The organism is Hyalangium sp. (genome assembly GCF_045802625.1).
Lineage (GTDB): Bacteria > Myxococcota > Myxococcia > Myxococcales > Myxococcaceae > Hyalangium.
Genome location: NZ_JBJMQP010000155.1, coordinates 1 through 16,833, shown reverse-complemented (window position 1 = coordinate 16,833; position 16,833 = coordinate 1). Strand labels below are relative to the sequence as shown.

General features: G+C 67.7%; 13 protein-coding genes. 5 read left to right on the top strand and 8 right to left on the bottom strand.

Features of this window, described 5'->3' with window-relative positions:
* Window positions 1-19: 19 nt before the first annotated feature.
* On the bottom strand, window positions 20-823 hold the full coding sequence (locus tag ACJ8AT_RS28030) for an ABC transporter permease (RefSeq protein WP_407740952.1): 804 nt from the start codon (window positions 821-823) through the stop codon (window positions 20-22).
* 35 nt (window positions 824-858) lie between these two features.
* Window positions 859-1,587: an ABC transporter ATP-binding protein gene (locus ACJ8AT_RS28025; RefSeq protein WP_407740951.1), complete on the bottom strand. Its 729-nt coding sequence runs from the start codon at window positions 1,585-1,587 to the stop codon at window positions 859-861.
* 146 nt (window positions 1,588-1,733) lie between these two features.
* Here ACJ8AT_RS28025 and ACJ8AT_RS28020 point away from each other — a divergent pair, with 146 nt between their 5' ends.
* The 3 genes from ACJ8AT_RS28020 (at window position 1,734) to ACJ8AT_RS28010 (ending at window position 6,394) form a co-directional block, all read left to right on the top strand.
* Window positions 1,734-2,930, top strand: coding sequence for an aspartate kinase (locus ACJ8AT_RS28020; RefSeq protein WP_407740950.1), 1,197 nt, complete (start codon window positions 1,734-1,736; stop codon window positions 2,928-2,930).
* A gap of 101 nt (window positions 2,931-3,031) precedes the next feature.
* Window positions 3,032-5,599, top strand: a complete 2,568-nt coding sequence (locus ACJ8AT_RS28015) for a N,N-dimethylformamidase beta subunit family domain-containing protein (RefSeq protein ID WP_407740949.1) — start codon at window positions 3,032-3,034, stop codon at window positions 5,597-5,599.
* 165 nt (window positions 5,600-5,764) lie between these two features.
* Window positions 5,765-6,394, top strand: a complete 630-nt coding sequence (locus tag ACJ8AT_RS28010; RefSeq protein ID WP_407740948.1) for a DUF2378 family protein — start codon at window positions 5,765-5,767, stop codon at window positions 6,392-6,394.
* Between the two features lie 6 nt (window positions 6,395-6,400).
* Here the strand turns inward: ACJ8AT_RS28010 and ACJ8AT_RS28005 are convergent, their stop codons facing one another.
* From ACJ8AT_RS28005 to ACJ8AT_RS27980, 6 genes are all read right to left on the bottom strand, one after another.
* Window positions 6,401-6,805 carry a hypothetical protein gene (locus tag ACJ8AT_RS28005; RefSeq protein WP_407740947.1) on the bottom strand — a complete coding sequence of 135 codons (405 nt, stop codon included), beginning with the start codon at window positions 6,803-6,805 and terminating at the stop codon, window positions 6,401-6,403.
* A gap of 55 nt (window positions 6,806-6,860) precedes the next feature.
* The gene (locus ACJ8AT_RS28000) at window positions 6,861-7,859 is read right to left on the bottom strand and encodes a TerC/Alx family metal homeostasis membrane protein (RefSeq protein ID WP_407740946.1); all 999 of its coding nucleotides are present in this window, start codon (window positions 7,857-7,859) and stop codon (window positions 6,861-6,863) included.
* Between the two features lie 139 nt (window positions 7,860-7,998).
* Window positions 7,999-9,078 carry a chemotaxis-specific protein-glutamate methyltransferase CheB gene (gene cheB, locus ACJ8AT_RS27995; protein WP_407740945.1) on the bottom strand — a complete coding sequence of 360 codons (1,080 nt, stop codon included), beginning with the start codon at window positions 9,076-9,078 and terminating at the stop codon, window positions 7,999-8,001.
* 154 nt (window positions 9,079-9,232) lie between these two features.
* On the bottom strand, window positions 9,233-9,559 hold the full coding sequence (gene cutA, locus ACJ8AT_RS27990) for a divalent-cation tolerance protein CutA (RefSeq protein ID WP_407740944.1): 327 nt from the start codon (window positions 9,557-9,559) through the stop codon (window positions 9,233-9,235).
* 139 nt (window positions 9,560-9,698) lie between these two features.
* Window positions 9,699-10,655 (bottom strand): ATP-binding protein, encoded by a 957-nt coding sequence (locus tag ACJ8AT_RS27985; protein WP_407740943.1) that lies wholly within the window; start codon window positions 10,653-10,655, stop codon window positions 9,699-9,701.
* 55 nt (window positions 10,656-10,710) lie between these two features.
* Complete coding sequence (locus ACJ8AT_RS27980) at window positions 10,711-11,355, bottom strand: hypothetical protein (RefSeq protein ID WP_407740942.1); 645 nt, start codon at window positions 11,353-11,355, stop codon at window positions 10,711-10,713.
* Between the two features lie 280 nt (window positions 11,356-11,635).
* Here ACJ8AT_RS27980 and ACJ8AT_RS27975 point away from each other — a divergent pair, with 280 nt between their 5' ends.
* Both ACJ8AT_RS27975 and gltE read left to right on the top strand, forming a co-directional pair.
* Window positions 11,636-15,244, top strand: coding sequence for a tetratricopeptide repeat protein (locus ACJ8AT_RS27975; protein ID WP_407740941.1), 3,609 nt, complete (start codon window positions 11,636-11,638; stop codon window positions 15,242-15,244).
* Entirely contained in the window at window positions 15,244-16,749 is a 1,506-nt protein-coding gene (gltE, locus tag ACJ8AT_RS27970) for an adventurous gliding motility TPR repeat lipoprotein GltE (protein ID WP_407740940.1), read from the top strand. Before ACJ8AT_RS27975 ends, gltE begins: the two co-directional genes overlap by 1 nt.
* Window positions 16,750-16,833 lie beyond the last annotated feature (84 nt).

The window sequence follows — 16,833 nt, the reverse complement described above, 5'->3', positions numbered from 1 at the left end:
GGGTCCCTCGCGCAAGCGGCTAAGCCCAGCGCTGCGCCTCCACCGTGCGGTGGGTGAGCAGCAGCGAGAAGAGGATGACGGAGAGGAAGAACACCAGCGCCTTCAAATCCAGCACGCCCTTGAGCAGGTTCGACAGCTGCGAGTCGAAGGACAGATAGGTGATGAAGGAGCGCATGGGCTCCTCCGTGCTCTGCGCCAGCCCGCGCAGCAGCATCCACGGCAGCATCACCACGAAGGTGAGCAGCGCGGCCACCATCTGGCTCTCCGTCAGCGACGAGATGAACATCCCCACCGCCATGCAGGTGGCGCCCCACAGCAGCACCGCGCCGTAGCCCAGCAGCACCGTGGGCCACTCCAGCACCGTGCCGGTGGAGCTGGCCCCGAACGCCGAGAGCATGATCGGGAACACGATGGTCAGCCCCAGCGCCGCGGAGATGATGCCCAGCCCGCCCAGGTACTTGCCCACCACCAGCTCGATGGGGCGCACCGGCGTGGTCATCAGCAGCTCGAACGTCTTGTTGCGCTTCTCCTCGGCGAACAGCCGCATGGAGAGGAAGGGCGCCACGAAGAGCGTGATGATGAGCACCACGCCCCAGAGCTGGACGACGACGCCGTCCGTGAGGTTGCGGTAGGCCGCGGAGTCGGGCGGCAGCTGGTTCCAGCCCAGCGCGCGGGCCATCTCCTGCACCTCCTGGAACGTCTGCAGCAGGCCCATGAAGAAGAACGAGGAGATGGCCACCATCGCCGTGAAGACCGCGTAGGCCCACGGGGTGGTGAAGTAGATGGACAGCTCCTTGCGGGCGATCGCCAGGGCGGTACGCATGTGGAGTCCTCTCGGAGAGTCGTGGGAAAGGCCGCTCAGGCGGCGGTGAGCTTGATGAAGATCTCCTCGAGCGAGACGTTCTCGGACTGGCCATGCACCGAGGCCAGCTTCCGGATCTCGTCGTAGGCGACCATCTTCCCCTGGTTGATGATCAGCACCTTCTCACACGTCATCGTCACCTCCGGCAGGATGTGCGTGGAGAGGATGAGGGTGTGCTTGCCGGCCAGCCCCTTGATGAGGCCGCGGACCTCGGCGCGCTGCGAGGGATCCAACCCCTCGGTGGGCTCGTCGAGGATGAGCACCGGCGGCGAGCCCAGCAGCGCCTGGGCAATGCCCGCGCGCTGCTTGTAGCCCTTGGAGAGGTTCTGGATGACGCGGTCCATGACGTCCGTCAACCCGGTGAGCCCGGCCACCCGGTCCACCTCGGCCTTCAGCCCGCGGCCCGGCAGCCGCTTCAGCGAGGCCACGAACTTCAGGTACCCGCGCACCGTCATCTCCGGATAGAGCGGCGGGGTCTCCGGCAGGTAGCCGATGCGGCGCTTCACCTCGAGCGGGTTCTCGAAGACGTCGAAGCCCGCCACCTTCGCCATGCCCGACGAGGGGGGCAGGAACCCGGTGAGGATCTTCATCGTCGTGGACTTGCCGGCCCCGTTGGGACCCAGGAAGCCCAGCAGCTCTCCCTCGTTGACGCTGAAGGAGAGGCCCTCGATGGCACTTCGGTCTCGGTACCGCTTGGTGAGGTTCTGGACCTCAATCATCGCCATAAGAAGCCCTCCTGCTTGGAAGTCTTCGCTCTGTCAAGAAGGCGACCGCACACCTGGCAGGCCTGCGCATCCGGTTGGCCAGCGTCCTGCATGAAAACCCCTCGGCGTGGTTTTCCGGACGCACCCAACAAGGTACGAGGCGTTCTATGCCCATCGTGGTTCAGAAGTACGGCGGCTCCTCGGTCGCCGACGTGGAGAAGATCCGCAAGGTCGCCCAGCGCGTGAAGGCCCGGCGCGAGGCAGGCTACCAGGTGGTCGTCGTGGTCTCCGCCATGGGGGACACCACGGACGAGCTGCTCTCGCTGGCCAAGCAGGTGTCCCCGGACCCGCCTCGGCGCGAGCTGGACATGCTGCTCACCTGTGGCGAGCGCATCTCCATGGCGCTGCTCTCCATGGCGCTCCAGGAGCTGAGCGTGCCGGCCATCAGCTTCACCGGCAGCCAGAGCGGCATCATCACCAACGACACGCACTCGCAGGCCCGCATCGTCGAGGTGCGCCCCTTCCGTGTCTTCGAGGAGCTGGATCGCGGCAAGGTGGTCATCGTCGCCGGCTACCAGGGCGTCTCCTATAAGAAGGAGGTGACGACGCTGGGGCGGGGGGGCTCGGACACGACGGCGGTGGCGCTGGCCGCGGCGCTCGAGGCCGAGGCGTGTGAGATCTACTCCGACGTGGACGGCATCTTCTCCGCGGACCCGCGGGTGGTGCCGGACGCGCGCAAGCTGGAGTCGCTCTCCTATGACGAGATGCAGGAGCTGGCGAGCGCGGGTGCCAAGGTGCTCAATGCGCAGGCGGTGGAGTTCGCCAAGGCCAAGGGCATCGTCATCCTCGCTCGCACGGCGCACGCGCAGGGCACGGGCACGGCCGTCCAGGAGCTGACGGTCCCTTCCGACACGCGCGTCAAAGGGGTGACGGCCGAGCAGGAGATGGCGGTGCTGTCGGCGGCCTCGGAGCGGGTGCGGCTGCCGGAGCTGCTGGAGTTCCTCGACGCGCGCGGCGTGCGCGGGCGTGCGCTGAGCTTTGATGGGCTGCTCGGGCGGGAGTCGCGGAGCTACATCGCCGTGCCGCTCCAGGACATCCACGGGCTGGAGGCCGTGCGGAAGGACCTGGCCATGCGCTTCGGAGACGACGTGTCGCTCCAGGAGCAGGTCGGCACCGTCACCTGCGTGGGGGCGGGCATCAACGCGGACTGGGCATACCTGCGCCGGGCCCTGCTCGCCGCGGAGGAGCTGGGGGCGCGGGTGCACGCGGTGCACACCTCGCCGCTGCAGCTCTCCCTGTTGGTGGACAAGGCCTACCTGAAGCCCCTCACGGCCCGGTTGCACCGCGAGTTCCTCGGGGCGTGACGAGGGTGGAGTGTTGAACTCCTGGACCTTCCTCTGACACGGCGCTTCCGATCCGGATCGGCGTGCTTACCGTCGGACTTCGTTGACCGGCGGAGGCAGCAATGGGGCAGGCAAGGCGCTTGTTGGGGCGAGGGGTCATCGTGCTGGGCCTGCTGGGCGTGTTGGCAGGCTGCCAGAGCAATGGGAACCGCCCCCCTCCGCCCAATGGCAGGAGCGACACCCCTCCCCTGGAGGGCTATCCGGACGCGGGCCTGCCCCCGGACGCGGGAAGTGGGAATCCGGACGCGGGACCGCCCTCGGGGACGGATGGGGGCACCACGGAGCCACCCCTGCCCGAACCTGATCCGGATGCCGTTCGCCTGGAGAACCAGCGCACAGGCACCGAGGCATGGCGCATCAAGCGTGCCGCCAACAACCGGGAGATCGAGGGCTACTCCCTGAGCATGACCGTGACGCCGGGGCAACGGCTCCCGGTGGCCGTCAACGTGCCCGACACCCGTAACTTCAGCTGGTACGTGTACCGGCTCGGCTACTACGGCGGGAAGGGAGGCCGGGAGCTGGCTCGGGGAGGCCCGATCCGCGCGCCGCGTCAGCCGGACTGCCCGATCGATGAGAGCACGGGCGTGGTGGCCTGCCAGTGGGCGCCCACCGTCGAGATCGAGACGAAGGCCGACTGGGTGCGCGGCGTCTACCTGGTGAAGCTGGTGCGAGATGACGGCTACGAGCGCTACGTGCCCTTCTTCGTGCGCGATCCGAAGCCGCGCTCGGAGGTGGTGGCGCTGATCCCCACGGCCACGTGGCAGGCGTACAACGTCTGGGGCAACACGAGCCTCTACGACGACAAGCTCGGGGTGATGAAGCGCAAGTACGGGGTGGCCCGGGGGTTCCAGGCCTCGTATGACCGGCCGTTCTACCGAGGGCAGGGCTCCGGCCACCTGCTGGGAGATGATCTCAGCCTGGTGCGGTGGCTGGAGGCCCAGGGGTTGGACGTGGGCTACGCCACGGATGAGGACATGGACGAGCGCGACTACGTGAGCGGCGCGAAGGTCGTCTTCCTCTCGGGCCATGACGAGTACTGGACGAGCGGGATCCGCGACCAGATGGACCGGGCGCTGGCGGAGGGCCGCTCGCTGATCAACCTCGGCGCTAACCAGGGCTACTGGCAGGTGCGCCTGGAGCCGGCGAAGGACGGCCGGTCGCGGCGCATCATCACCTGCTACAAGGGAGATTCGCACGATCCCGTGGGGCCACACAGCCCGCTGTGGAGCTCGAAGTTCCGGGACGCTCCGGTGTCGCGCCCGGAGAACAAGCTCTTCGGCGTGATGTTCAACAGCCGCTGGCACCAGTTCTCCTTCCCGCTGGTCATCACCGACCCGAGCCACTGGGCGCTCGCGGGCACGGGCTTCCGGGCGGGTGACACCATCTGGATGGCCAACGGCTACGAGATGGATGAGATCGTCGACAACGGCCACTCGCCCTCGGGGCTGCAGGTGCTCGCCGAGTCCCCGGCGCTGTCGCTGCAGGGCGCCTTCGGCATTGGGCAGATGGTGCTGCGCAAGCAGGGCGACGCGTGGGTGTTCTCCGCGGGGGGCATCGACTTCGTGCACACGCTCTCGGGAGAGCAGGCCGCGGATCCGCGCGCCGCCCGCATCGTGGCCAACGTGCTCTACAAGGCGCTGGGACGGCCGGTGCCTTCCAACCTGGTGCAGTTCCCCGCGCCACCGCGTCCCGTGCCTCACGGCCCGTATGCCAGCAGCGTGCGCACCATGGCCGGCCAGGCGGGGATGCGCGGCGGCATCGACGGACCCAGGGGCATGGGGCAGTTCGGCGCTCCGGTGGCCGTGGCGATGATGCCGGACGGCGGGTGGGTGGTGGCGGACGCGCTCGATGACTCGGTGAAGCGGGTGTCCTCGATGGGGGACATCCAGACGATCCTGACGGGGCTCGACGGGCCGATGGGAGTGGCTGTCGATGCTGCGGGCAACATCTATGTCTCGGACACGGATCACCAGTGCATCCGCCGCATCACTCCGGACGGGGCGGCCACGCTGTTCGCCGGCGGGGAGTCGCAGGCGGGCTCCGGGGATGGGCCCGCCACGAGCGCGCGCTTCAACCAGCCGGCGGGCCTGGCGATCGCACCGGACGGGGCGCTGCTGGTGGCGGACCTGAGCAACGGCGTCATCCGCCGCATTGATCTGGTCTCCACGGGCAACCCGGTGACGACGCTACAGGCGGACAAGTGGCTCTACCGGCCGTCGGCCCTGGCCGTGAAGGCGGATGGCACCCTCTACATCGTGGAGACGGGCATGGCCCGAGTGGTGGCGCTGAAGAACGGCCTCGTCTCGACGGTGGCGGGCGACTCGCCAGGGTACATGGATGGGGTTCCAGCCTCAGCGCAGCTGCTGCCCTACCTGGGCATCGCGGTGCTGGGGGACGGCTCGGTGGCGGTGGCGGATCCCGGTAACTACCGCATCCGGCGCATCCTCGTCGGCACGGACGGCAAGGCCCGCGAGGTGACGACGCTGGCGGGCTCGGGGCTGTTCGGGGCTCGGGACGGGGACGGCCAACATGCGGACTTCGTCCTCCCGGCGGGGCTGGCGGTGGGGCCGGATGGGACGCTCTACGTGGCGGATGCGGGCAATTCGCTTTTGCGCGCCGTGACCCCGTAGCAGCACTCGGAGTGATCCACTTCGGAGCGGGCCGTGCTCGAGGCCCCCCTCACCCGAGGGGGATTCCCCACGTGTGCTCCGGTGTCGTCCCCTTTTTCTCCTGGAGTGGATCTCCACTCAGGAGGCGGGCCCATGTACGCTGTTGCCAAGGAGCCCCGTTTGTCCATGAGTCCGTCCCAGGGATCGGTGAAGCCGTCCGCCGCCGAAACGCCGTCCGCCTACTCCAAATATCTCTCCCTGCCCAGCCCCGCTGAGACGGTGCGAGGGCTGTTCATGAACGGGCTGCTTCACATGGTGAGGAACCATGGGGGCGAGCTGGCCCTGAAGCAGTGCTACGAGCTGCTGGCCGACAAGCGTTTCGAGCGGAGCTTCATCAGCTTCTCCAGCTACCCCATGTCGGACTTCCTGCGGGTGCTGGTCGCCGCCTCGCAGGTGCTGGCTCCGCAGTTCGGCAGTCCAGATGCCACGGCGCGCCAGCTGGGCGCGACCACCGTGCGTGACTTCCTGGACTCCATGGCGGGCAAGACGCTGCTGCTGCTGTCGGGGGGCTCGCCGGAGCGGCTGTTGAGCAACGTCCCCGCGGCCTACCGCGCGGCGTCGAACTTCGGGGAGCGGACGGTGACGATGAAGGGTGACAAGTGCGCCATCGTCACCTTCCTCCATGACTTCTTGCCGTTGCCGCACACCGAGGGAGTGCTGCTGTCGGTGCTGCAGGCCAGCAATGCCAAAAACCCCCAGATTCGCTCGCGCGCCCTGGGGCCGCTCGACAGCGAGTACGAGCTCACCTGGGATTAGCCCGTCTCAAGGCAGCAGGCCGGGGGTGGTGCCTCCAGGCGTAGCCTGGATGTGGTAGCGCACCGAGGGCGGCCAGGGTCCGTGGAGATAACCCGACTGGTGGAGATGACCCGGGTGGTGGCGATGACCCGAGTGGTACACCGGGGAGCCGTACGAGCCGCCCCACTGCGCATACCCGGCATCCGAGAGCAGGGTCATCGAGGGGCTCGTCAATTCGTACCCCGGAGGAGCGAGGGGGGGAGCGTCATCGCCCAGGGCGATGCCCTCCGGAATCACCTCGGGGTGGGGCTCGGGCCGCATGGCCTCCTCGATGCGCGTGCTGTCCTCGTCGCGTACCTGCCGAGAGCCCGCGGCGCATGCCGAGAGCAGGCCAGCAGCCAACACCATTGCGCTCTGGATCCCATGCCTCATGGCTCTCTTCATAATGCACCCTGGGGCCGCGTGCGGGTAGCCGGGGCCTGAGGTGTCATGCGGGGACCTCACGGCGTGAGGAGCCACCGGGACCTGGCCCCTTGCGCTCCCGCTCCAGGCGGCGCTGCCGGGTCCGAGCCCGGAGGCTCGCGCCGACCGCGAGGCCGATGCACACGATGATGACGGCGACCGAGGCGAGCGGCGGCACATGCACTCGGTCATCCGGGAGGATCATCTTCAGGCCCGCGAAGGCCAGGACCGCCGCGAGCCCATAGTGCAGGTAGCGCAGCTCCGAGATGACGTGCGCCAGCACGATGTAGAGCGCCCGCAGGCCGAGGATGGCGAAGACGTTCGAGCTGTAGACGATGAAGGGCTGCTGGCTGACCGCCAGCGCCGCGGGCACCGAGTCCACGGCAAAGGCGATGTCGGTGAGCTCGATGGAGATCAGCGCCACCAGCAGCGGCGTCGCCATGAGCCTGCGATCGCGCCGGACGAAGAAGTGAGGCCCATCGATGGAAGCGCTGACCGGGAGCCGCTTGGCGAGCCACCGCACCAGCGCGCTCTCGTGCTGGCGCGAGGGATCCTCGATCGCCACCCGGACGGAGGTGATGAGCAGGATGGCGCCGAACACGTAGACCACGGGGTTCCAGTGCTCCATCGCCTCCACCCCGGCGAAGATGAAGAGGGCACGGAACATCAGCGCTCCGAAGATTCCCCAGAAGAGCACCCGCCGCTGCTCATCCTCCGGAACGCTGAGGCTGCGGAAGATGATGAGGAACACGAAGAGGTTGTCGACGCTCAGGCTCTCCTCGATGAGCCAGGCGCCCAGGTACTCATGGGCAGCGCGAGTCCCATACGCCCTCCAGACGAACACGCCGAAGCCGAGCCCGAGGGTGAGCCAGCCAATGCTCCAGGCAATGGCGCTGCGCTTGGACTCGCCCGGCCTCTTCCGATGGACCCGCAGATCGACAGCGAGCAGCCCCAGGACGAGCACGCCGAAGGCGATCCACCCCAGGACTGGAACTTGAATCGCATCCATCTCCCACCGGTCCACGCACCGAGCGCCGAAGCGCTGGAGGGAAGGTATGCATGTGAGCGCGCTCTTACTGCCTCCTTGCCTGCTCTCTGGCAGAGCATCCGGCCCGTGAGCCTCGGGGCGGAGGACTCGTGGAAGCAGGGAGCAGCCCGGCGGCTCAGCCTGCGACGGGCTGCACGGACAGCGCTCGGGTGACGCGGCGGACGATCTCCGCGCCCAGGTTCTTCAGCGGCACCACCTGGTGGGCCAGCCCGGCATTGAGCACCGCCTGGGGCATGCTCCCCACCACGCAGGTCTCCGGATCCTGGACGATGATGCGCCCACCGGCCTGGCTCACCGCCTGGGAGCCCCTCATCCCATCCTGCCCCATCCCGGTCATCACCACGGCCAGCACTCCGGCTCCATAGGCCGCGGCGGCGGAGCGGAAGAGCACATCCACCGCCGGGCGGCAGGAGTTCTCCATCGGGCCGCGGTGGGTCAGCAGCTTCACGATGGGGCCCTCGCGGACGAGCGCCAGATGGTAGTCCCCGGGAGCGATCCAGATCTGGCCGGTGCGCAGCTGCTCGCCGGCCACGGCCTCGCGGACGCGCAGCGGGGTGAGCGAGTCCAGGCGCTCGGCGAACAGCCTCGTGAAGACGGGGGGCATGTGCTGGGCGATGAGCACCGGCACCGGGAAGTCCGCGGGGAGCGCCGTGATGACGTCCACCAGCATGTTGGGCCCGCCCGTGGAGACGCCGATCACCACCACTCCGATGCGCGGCTGCGGGGCCGTGGCCTTGGCCAGCTCGTGGCGCTTGCGGGGTAGCACGACCTTGGGGGGTTCAGCCTGGATCCGCGAGTGCAGCTCCTTGATCTTGGCGATGAGCGGCTCCCGGGCTTGCTCCAAGGTGGGGACGCCTCCAGGGGTCGTCGGCTTGGTGATGTAGTCACTCGCGCCGTGGGCGAGCGCATCCATCGTGAGGTTGCCGGTGCTCTCCGTCAGCGCGCTGAAGATGAGCACGGGCATGCGGGGAAACTGGCGGCGGAGCGCTTTGAGCACCTCCAGCCCGCTCATGCCCTCCAGGCTCAGCTCGAGCACGACGATCTCGGGGCGGAGCTGCTCCGCCTTCTCCAGCGCGATGCGCCCGGAGGGGGTGAGGGCCACCACCTCGAGCTCCGGATCGGAGCCGAGCATCTGGGAGATCTCCCTCCGGGCGACCGCGGAACCGTCCGCCACGAGGATTCGGATGGGAGCCATGGGGGGAGGGGACAAAAGAGAAGGGGCGCGGTCAGCCTAGACCGGGCACAGGGGTTCAGTGAATCCGGCTGGGGCCGGGATGGCCTTCAGCTAACAGTAGGATGCTCCAAGACAACCCCACAAGTCACGTGGGCCTGGCTGTCAGGGTGCATCCTCAAGGCGAGGGCCGGACGCTGTCGATAATCCACTGGAGGTATGGCGGGTGCCCGGCGGCCACATCGAGCCGGAGGACCTCGGGGACCTGGTAGGGGTGGAGGGCGATGATGCGCTCCCGGAGCGCCTCGAAGAGGGCGGCGCGGGTCTTGAGGATGAGGAGCGCCTCGGGCTCATCGTGGACCTTGCCCTCCCAGCGGTAGATGGAGCGCAGGCCGGGGAGGACGTTGCCGCAGGCGGCCAGGTTCTCTTCGACGAGCGTGTGAGCAAGCTCCGCGGCCTTGTCGGCCGAGGGCGCGGTGACGAGGATGACGATGGCGTCAGTCATGTTCAGGCCTCGGGAGAGGGGAGCGAGGCTCCCGCCATACCGGGCCGGCCGCGGGCTGGGAAGCCCCTACGGTCGCTCCGCAGAGCCAGCGTCTCGGGCCATTGGAGGAGGGGGAGGCAGCACGTGAGGGCCAGCCGCCTCAGCGGTGCGCGCGCATCTTCACGGGGGCGTGGTGGTGGCCCCGGGGCTCACCTTGCTGCCGCGCGCGCCGGTGGTCCGGCGTGTCCTTGGGCAGCTCCACGAAGGTGCACATCTCGCAGAGCCGGCTGTAGATGCGCTCGCCCACGCGCTCCCGCAGCAGCTCCGCGTCCCGCAGCACGTTCTTCGCGTCCTCGGTGGACTGGTAGCCGCTCACCGCCCGGGTGATCTTCCGCTCCGGCTCTAGCGAGTAGTTCGTCGCGAACAGCGTGGTGCGGTTGGCGTTGTAGCGCCGGGCGATCAGCTCATCCATCGTCTCCAGCTCGAACTGGCTGCCGCGGCCCTTGCCCAGCTCGTCGATGGCCAGCACCTCCACCTCGGACAGCGGCCCGATGATCTCTCCGCCACTCTTGCCCTCCTGGAAGCCGCGCCGGATGGTGGCGTACAGCAGCGAGATCTCCACGTAGCGCGCCTGCACCCCCATCTCGAGCACCAGGTGCGCCAGCGTGGCCGCCAGCAGGTGCGTCTTGCCCGTGCCCACCGGCCCGCTGAGGATGAAGCCCTTGTTGGAGCCCTTCTTGTCGAAGTGGTGCGCGAAGTGCTGCGCCACCGTCTTCGGCCGGTTGTGCGCGTCGTCGATCGGGCGGTAGTTCTCGAACGTGGCGTGGGCCAGCACTCCGGGCAGCCCCACCTCGTTGTAGCGCGCCACCCGCCGGATCCTCAGCGTGCACGCGCAGGGCGCCAGCACCTCGTACTTGCGCGGCCCCACCTTCTTGCTGAAGGTCGCCTCCTGCTCGACGAGGTTGTGGCCCCGCCCACCGCACACCTGGCACTCCACCGAGCACTCGCAGATGCGGGCATGAGCCCGGTCTCCCTGCCGCTCGATGAGGTACGTCCGCCCCCCGCATACCCCGCACGCACCGCCGCTGCCCTTGGTCCCCATGTCGGCGCGATCCATAGCAGTCCCCCCGCCAGACGACCTGCTGGGCAGGCGTTCAGGTGTCCCCATCTGCCTAGATCTCCTTCATCTCGAGCGAGCGCCGCACCAGCGCCAGCAGCCGGAACCGCCGCGCCACGCGCCGGGAGCGCACGGACATGCCCTGGCCCTCGCTGGCGCCACAGGCCTCACGCCACAACTCGCGGCGCTCCGGGAAGGGCAGGGCGCGCAGCAGCGCCAGGAACACGAACCCCTCCTGCACATCCAACTGCGCCGGCTCCACGGGCGAGGTGGCGAGCGCTGTCTCCAGGAGCTGCCCTACCCGCTGCATCAACTCGGGCCGGCGCTCGGCCAGCCGCTCCAGTGAGGCCCGCAGGCGGGCGTGCCGCGTCTCCTCCCAGGTCAGCGCCCGGCGCTTGCGGGGGCGCTCCTCCCCCTCGCCCGCGCTGCGCTCCCGGTACTTCTTGATCTCGGACTCCACTTGCCGCTGACATGAGCGGAGGCTGCGCAGCACCGGCTCCCCGGGCCGCGCGTCCCACAGGGCCTTCTCCGCGGAGCGGGCAATGCCCCGCGCCACCACCTGGAAGGGAACGCCCTCCCGAGCCCAGGACGTCAGAAGCTCGGTGTCCAGTGCGGAGAGCATCAGCCCCGCTCCGCGCACGGCAAGGAAGTAGTCCTGCACCAGTTCTTCGAAACTGGCGCCTTCAGGCAGGAGGCTCATGATCCGGTTCGCATCTCAGGGTAGGGCAGGCAGGCAGTCGAGCGCTACCCTCCCCATACCCCCCAGGGCCGACATGGCAGCCAACCCAACGGATTTCGCACAGCGCCCCTGGAAGTTTTCCGGGCAGCTTTTCCCCACCCCGGCGGCCGAGCAGGTTCAGTTGACCGACCCTCCGGTCCCTGCGCATAGTGGCGCGCCTCGAATGGAAATTCCTAAAGAGTCCCGGCTACTTGCCCGTCAAGCAAGCGTTCAGGACCGCACGTTCCGGGATAGGAGAGACATGCGTCGCTCGCTCCTCATCGGCCTCTTGCTTCTGGCCTCGGCCGCCTCCGCGCAGACCAAGAAGAACCCGCGCGAGGCCGACCTCGGCAAGAAGTCGGCCACCAACATTGACAAGTCACTCGCCGGCGACATCTCCCGTAAAAAGGAGAAGGAGCAGGATGCCCCCGCCTTGCAGTACGACCAGTTCCGACTGGGCGTGGAGCTGCAGGTGGCCTCCAAGCGGCAAGAGCAGATCGAGTCGCTGAAGAAGATCATCGAGCTGTCGCCCGATCAGGCCGAGGCCCCCAGCCTGCTGTTCCGCCTGGGCGAGCTCTACTGGGAAGAGTCGAAGTTCCACGAGTTCGATGCGAACCGGAAGGACGACGACTTCATCAAGGCGATGAACCGCAATGACACCGCCGGGCAGCAGCGCGCCAAGGCGGAGAAGGCGGAGCTGCTCGCCAAGGCCAAGGAGTACGGCAAGCTGGCGATGCAGCAGTACACGAAGATCGTCCAGGAGTACCCGAACTTCGAGCGCAGCGACGAGGTGCTCTTCTTCCTCGGCAACTTCCTGATGGAAGACGGCCAGGACAAGAAGGCGCTGGTCGTCTACGAGCGCCTGGTGAAGAAGTACCCGAAGTCCAAGTACCTGCCGGACGCGTGGCTGGCCTTCGGCGAGTACTACTTCAACAACTCCAAGGGCAAGCGCCCCGAGCTGGAGCGCGCCCTCGAGTCCTACAAGCGCGCCGCCGAGTTCACCGACAGCCAGGTCTACGCCTACGCCCTCTACAAGCAGGGCTGGTGCTACTTCAACATGTCCGACTTCGCGGCCGCCAAGGACAAGTTCAAGACGGTGGTGCTCTACGGCGAGCTGGCCGGCGCCGCCGCGGAGAAGGACGGCGGCAAGAGCGGCAAGAGCAGCCTCGCCAAGGAGGCCCGCGCCGACTACGTGAAGACCTACGCCCGCGACGGCGACGTGATGGGGGCCCGCGACGACTTCAACAAGGTGGCCACCAAGCCCGAGGACCGCTTCACGATGATGAAGCAGCTGGCCAACCTCTATTACAACGACGGCAAGGACCGCGAGGCGGCCATCACCTTCAACTCGCTCATCAAGGAGAAGCCGCTGTCGCCCGAGTCTCCGGGCTTCCAGGCGAAGATCGTCGACTGCGTGCTGCGCATGGGCAACAAGGAGCGCACCGTGGCCCAGGTGCGCCGCCTGGTGAAGGTCACCAAGGAAGTGGAGGCCTCCGGCATTATCAAAGAGGACAAGGACAAGAAGCTGCTGGACGAGGCCAACGAGCTGGCCGAGCGCACCCTGTCCAACCTCGCCGTCACCTGGCACAACGAGGCGCGCAAGACGCGTGACGAGGAGACCTTCAAGTACGCCGACGCCATCTACGGCGACTACCTCACGCTCTTCCCGGAGAACCCCAAGGCGTACGACATGCGCTTCTTCTGGGCGGAGCTCCTCAACGACAACCTGAACAACTACGAGAAGGCCGCCGCCAACTACACCCTGGTCGTCCTGCAGGACGCCAAGCTCCTCGACGCCAAGGACGAGAAGGGCAACCCCAAGCCCGGCAAGCCCGGCAAGTGGCTGACCAACGCCGCCTACAACGCGGTGCTCGCCTATGACGAGGTGGTCAAGGCCGCCGAGGAGAAGGGCGCCGTCAAGCCGCCCGACGCCACGGACATCAAGAAGAAGCAGCAGATCGTCGAGCCGAAGAAGGGGCTGCTCGAGGCGTGCGAGCGCTATCTGAAGTACCTGCCCAAGGGCGACAAGCGGGTGGAGATCGCCTTCAAGGCCGCCAACATCTACTACCGCTACAACCACTTCGACGAGGCGGTGAAGCGCTTCAGCGAGATCGCCCTCAACTACCCGGACTACAAGTTCGAGAACGGCGACCGCGCCGGCGAGGTGTCCGCCAACCTGGTGCTCGACTCGTACAACCTGCAGAAGGACTTCGCCAAGGTGAACGAGTGGGCCCGCAAGTTCTACGCGAACGACAAGCTGGCCACGGGCAAGTTCCGCGAGGATCTGTCCAAGCTGATCGAGCAGTCCTCGTTCGCGCTGGTGGCGCAGCTCGAGGAGAAGAAGCAGTTCAGCAAGGCCGCCGAGGCCTACCTGAACTTCGTGCAGGACTTCCCGCAGACGAGCATCGCGGACCAGGCGCTCTACAACGCCTCGGTGGACTACTTCAAAGGCAAGCAGCTGGATAAGGCCATCCAGGTCCGCCAGAACCTGATCACCAAGTACCCGCGCTCGCGCTTCGTGCCGGACTCCATCTACGCCAACGCCGAGGCGCAGGAGGCCATTGGCGACTTCGAGCAGGCCTCCAACACGTACGAGCTGTACGTGAAGGGCTACGAGCGCAGCCTGAACGAGAAGGGCGGCGGGCCGGCTCACTCCGCCAAGGCTCGCCCGAGCAAGCACGGCAAGAAGGGCAAGCAGAAGGAGGAGGAGGCCGCCTCCGACGAGAAGAAGGAAGAGAAGCAGAAGTGGGACGAGGCCAAGGCGCAGATCGCCCTCTTCAACGCGGCCACCTACCGCGAGGGCCTGGGCCAGCTCAAGCAGGCGCTGAAGAACCGCGAGCACTACCTGGAGCTGTGGCCCAAGACGAAGGACGCCGAGCAGATCTCCCTGTCGATCATCTCCCTGTACGAGAAGAGCGGTAACTACGGCAAGGCGATGAAGCTGCTGGAGGAGTACGAGAAGGACAACATCCGCTCGCCCAGCAAGGTGCTCACCGCCGAGGGCCGCATCACCGACATCTTCGAGAACAAGCTGCACCGGGCGAAGGACACCGCGCGCATGTACGGCCGCATCTCCAAGTACTACGAGGATCTGCCCAAGCGCGTGCAGAAGGAGCTGGAGAAGACGGCCATCGCGCCGGTGGCCCAGGCCCAGTTCCTGAGCGTGGAGCCCGACTGGCACGAGTACCTGCGCATCCGCCTGACGTGGGGCCGCCCGGCCGACCCGAAGAAGCTCAAGGACTCCATCCTCGAGAAGAAGCGCGCGCTGGACGTGGTGCAGAAGAAGTACATCCAGACGGTGGCCTTCGGCGCGCCGTCGCCCGCCATCTGCGCGCTGCACCGCATCGGCATGGCCTACCACGAGTTCTCCGACAAGCTGATCAACGTGCCCATGCCGCCGGGCGTGGACGCTGAGACGGAGCAGGCCATCCGCGACGAGTTCAGCAAGCAGGCCGATCCCCTCAAGGCCCAGGCCACCGAGGCGTTCGCCAGCGCGGTCAACAAGAGCCGCGAGCTGGACTTCGTCAACGACTGCACCAAGGAGAGCCTGAAGATGCTGCGCTCCACGTACGCTCCGGATCAGTTCCCGGAGGTGCACGAGGATCGCGTGGCGCTGAAGAAGGGCTCGGAGCTGGTGCTGGGGGGCGATCTGCTGGCCGCCATCCAGGACGTGCCCGCCCCCGTGGTGCAGGACGAGGGCACCGCCCAGGCCAAGGGCGAGGAGATCCAGGAGGATCTCACGGATCTCACCAAGAAGCTGCGTGAGCAGACGGCCACCGACGTGAACTCCCGCCCGCCCGCGGCGGCTCAGGACGGCACGAAGACCAAGAAAGCCTCCAACGACGAGTCCGAGCCGGAGGACTTCCTCTAATGATGAACCACACTCGATTCCTCCGTACCTTGCTGGGGCTGGGGGCCGCGGCGCTGCTGGCCACCGGCTGCACCTCGTCCACGGCCACGGGCCCCACCGGCCCGAAGACCAACCCTGACATCAAGCCCACGCCGGCCAAGGGGAAGGCCGCCGAGCCGCCGCCCATCTCCAACCGCGCCAAGCTGCTGTTCGATGACGCGGTGAAGGCGATGGACGCCCAGAAGAAGAGCAAGGCCGTCGACTACCCGTCGCTGGAGCGCAAGTTCAAGGCCGCCCTCGAGGCGGACCCGAACCTCGCCGAGGCCGACTACAACCTGGGTGTCATCGCCGAGCGCCAGGGCAAGAAGGACGAGGCCAAGGGCTGGTACCAGTCGGCGCTGAAGAAGAAGCCGTCGCTGCGCCAGGCCTCCGAGAACCTGGCCATCATGGCGCAGAACGCGGGCGACAACCCCGGCGCCGTGACGCTGTACCAGGACGTGCTCAAGCGCTACCCGGACGACGCGGCCAGCCGCGCGCGCCTGGCGGAGATCTACCGGCAGACGGGCGACCACGACAAGGCGATGGAGTTCGCCCGCGCGGCGCTCATGCGCGATCCCCAGTCCACCACCGCGCTCAAGGTGATGATGCGCAGCTACCTGGACCGCAAGCAGCTCGCCATGGCGAAGCTGGTGGCCCTGCGCGCGGTGAAGATCGACGACAACGATCCCGAGCTGCACCACACCGTGGGCCTGCTCCTGCAGCAAGAGGGTGACGCGGACGGCGCGATGCTCGAGTTCAAGCGCGCGCTCGAGGTCCGCGGCGACTACCTGCCCGCGCACATCCTCCTGGCGCAGATGGCGCTCAACACCGAGGACTACCCCGGCGCCGAGGAGCACCTGCGGAAGATCCTCCAGGCCGGAGGCAGCAACGCCGCCGCGCACGTGGACCTGGGCGTCGCCCTCAAGGGCCAGGGCCAGTACGACAAGGCCATGCAGGAGTACGACGAGGCGGAGAAGATCGATCCGAACCTGGCCGCCATCTACCTCAACCGCGCCATCATCCTGCACCGCGCCAAGGACGCCCCGGAGCGCGCGCTGGAGCTCTACAAGAAGTACATCGGCATGAACGGCGGCGAGGTGGCCATGAACGCCGAGTCGCCCGTGTTTGGCCTGATGAAGGAGGCGGAGGCCGTGGTCCAGGCCAAGGCCGAGGCCAAGCAGGCCGAGGAGCAGGCCAAGCAGATGGAGGCCCTCCAGAAGAAGCAGCAGGACGAGCTCAAGAAGAACGAGGGCGGCCAGAAGCCTCCCCCGGGTGGCGCGGCGGCTCCGGCGGGCAATGGTGCCGCGGCGGCTCCCCCCGAGGATCCCACCGCGGATCTCCCGCCGCCCACGCCGGACAAGGCGGCCGCCCCGGCACCGCAGAAGAGTGCCCCGGCGCCGCAGAAGGCCCCGGCCGGACAGAAGGCCGCCCCTGGGCAGAAGAATCCAGGCAAGGCGGATCCGACCGAGCCAAGTGACGAATTCTAGTCAGAATTCGAGGACTTGAGTGCGGCTCCGGGGAGTAGCGGGGCCGCCTCGAATGATGAGATTCTAGGACCCTGTTCCGATTGG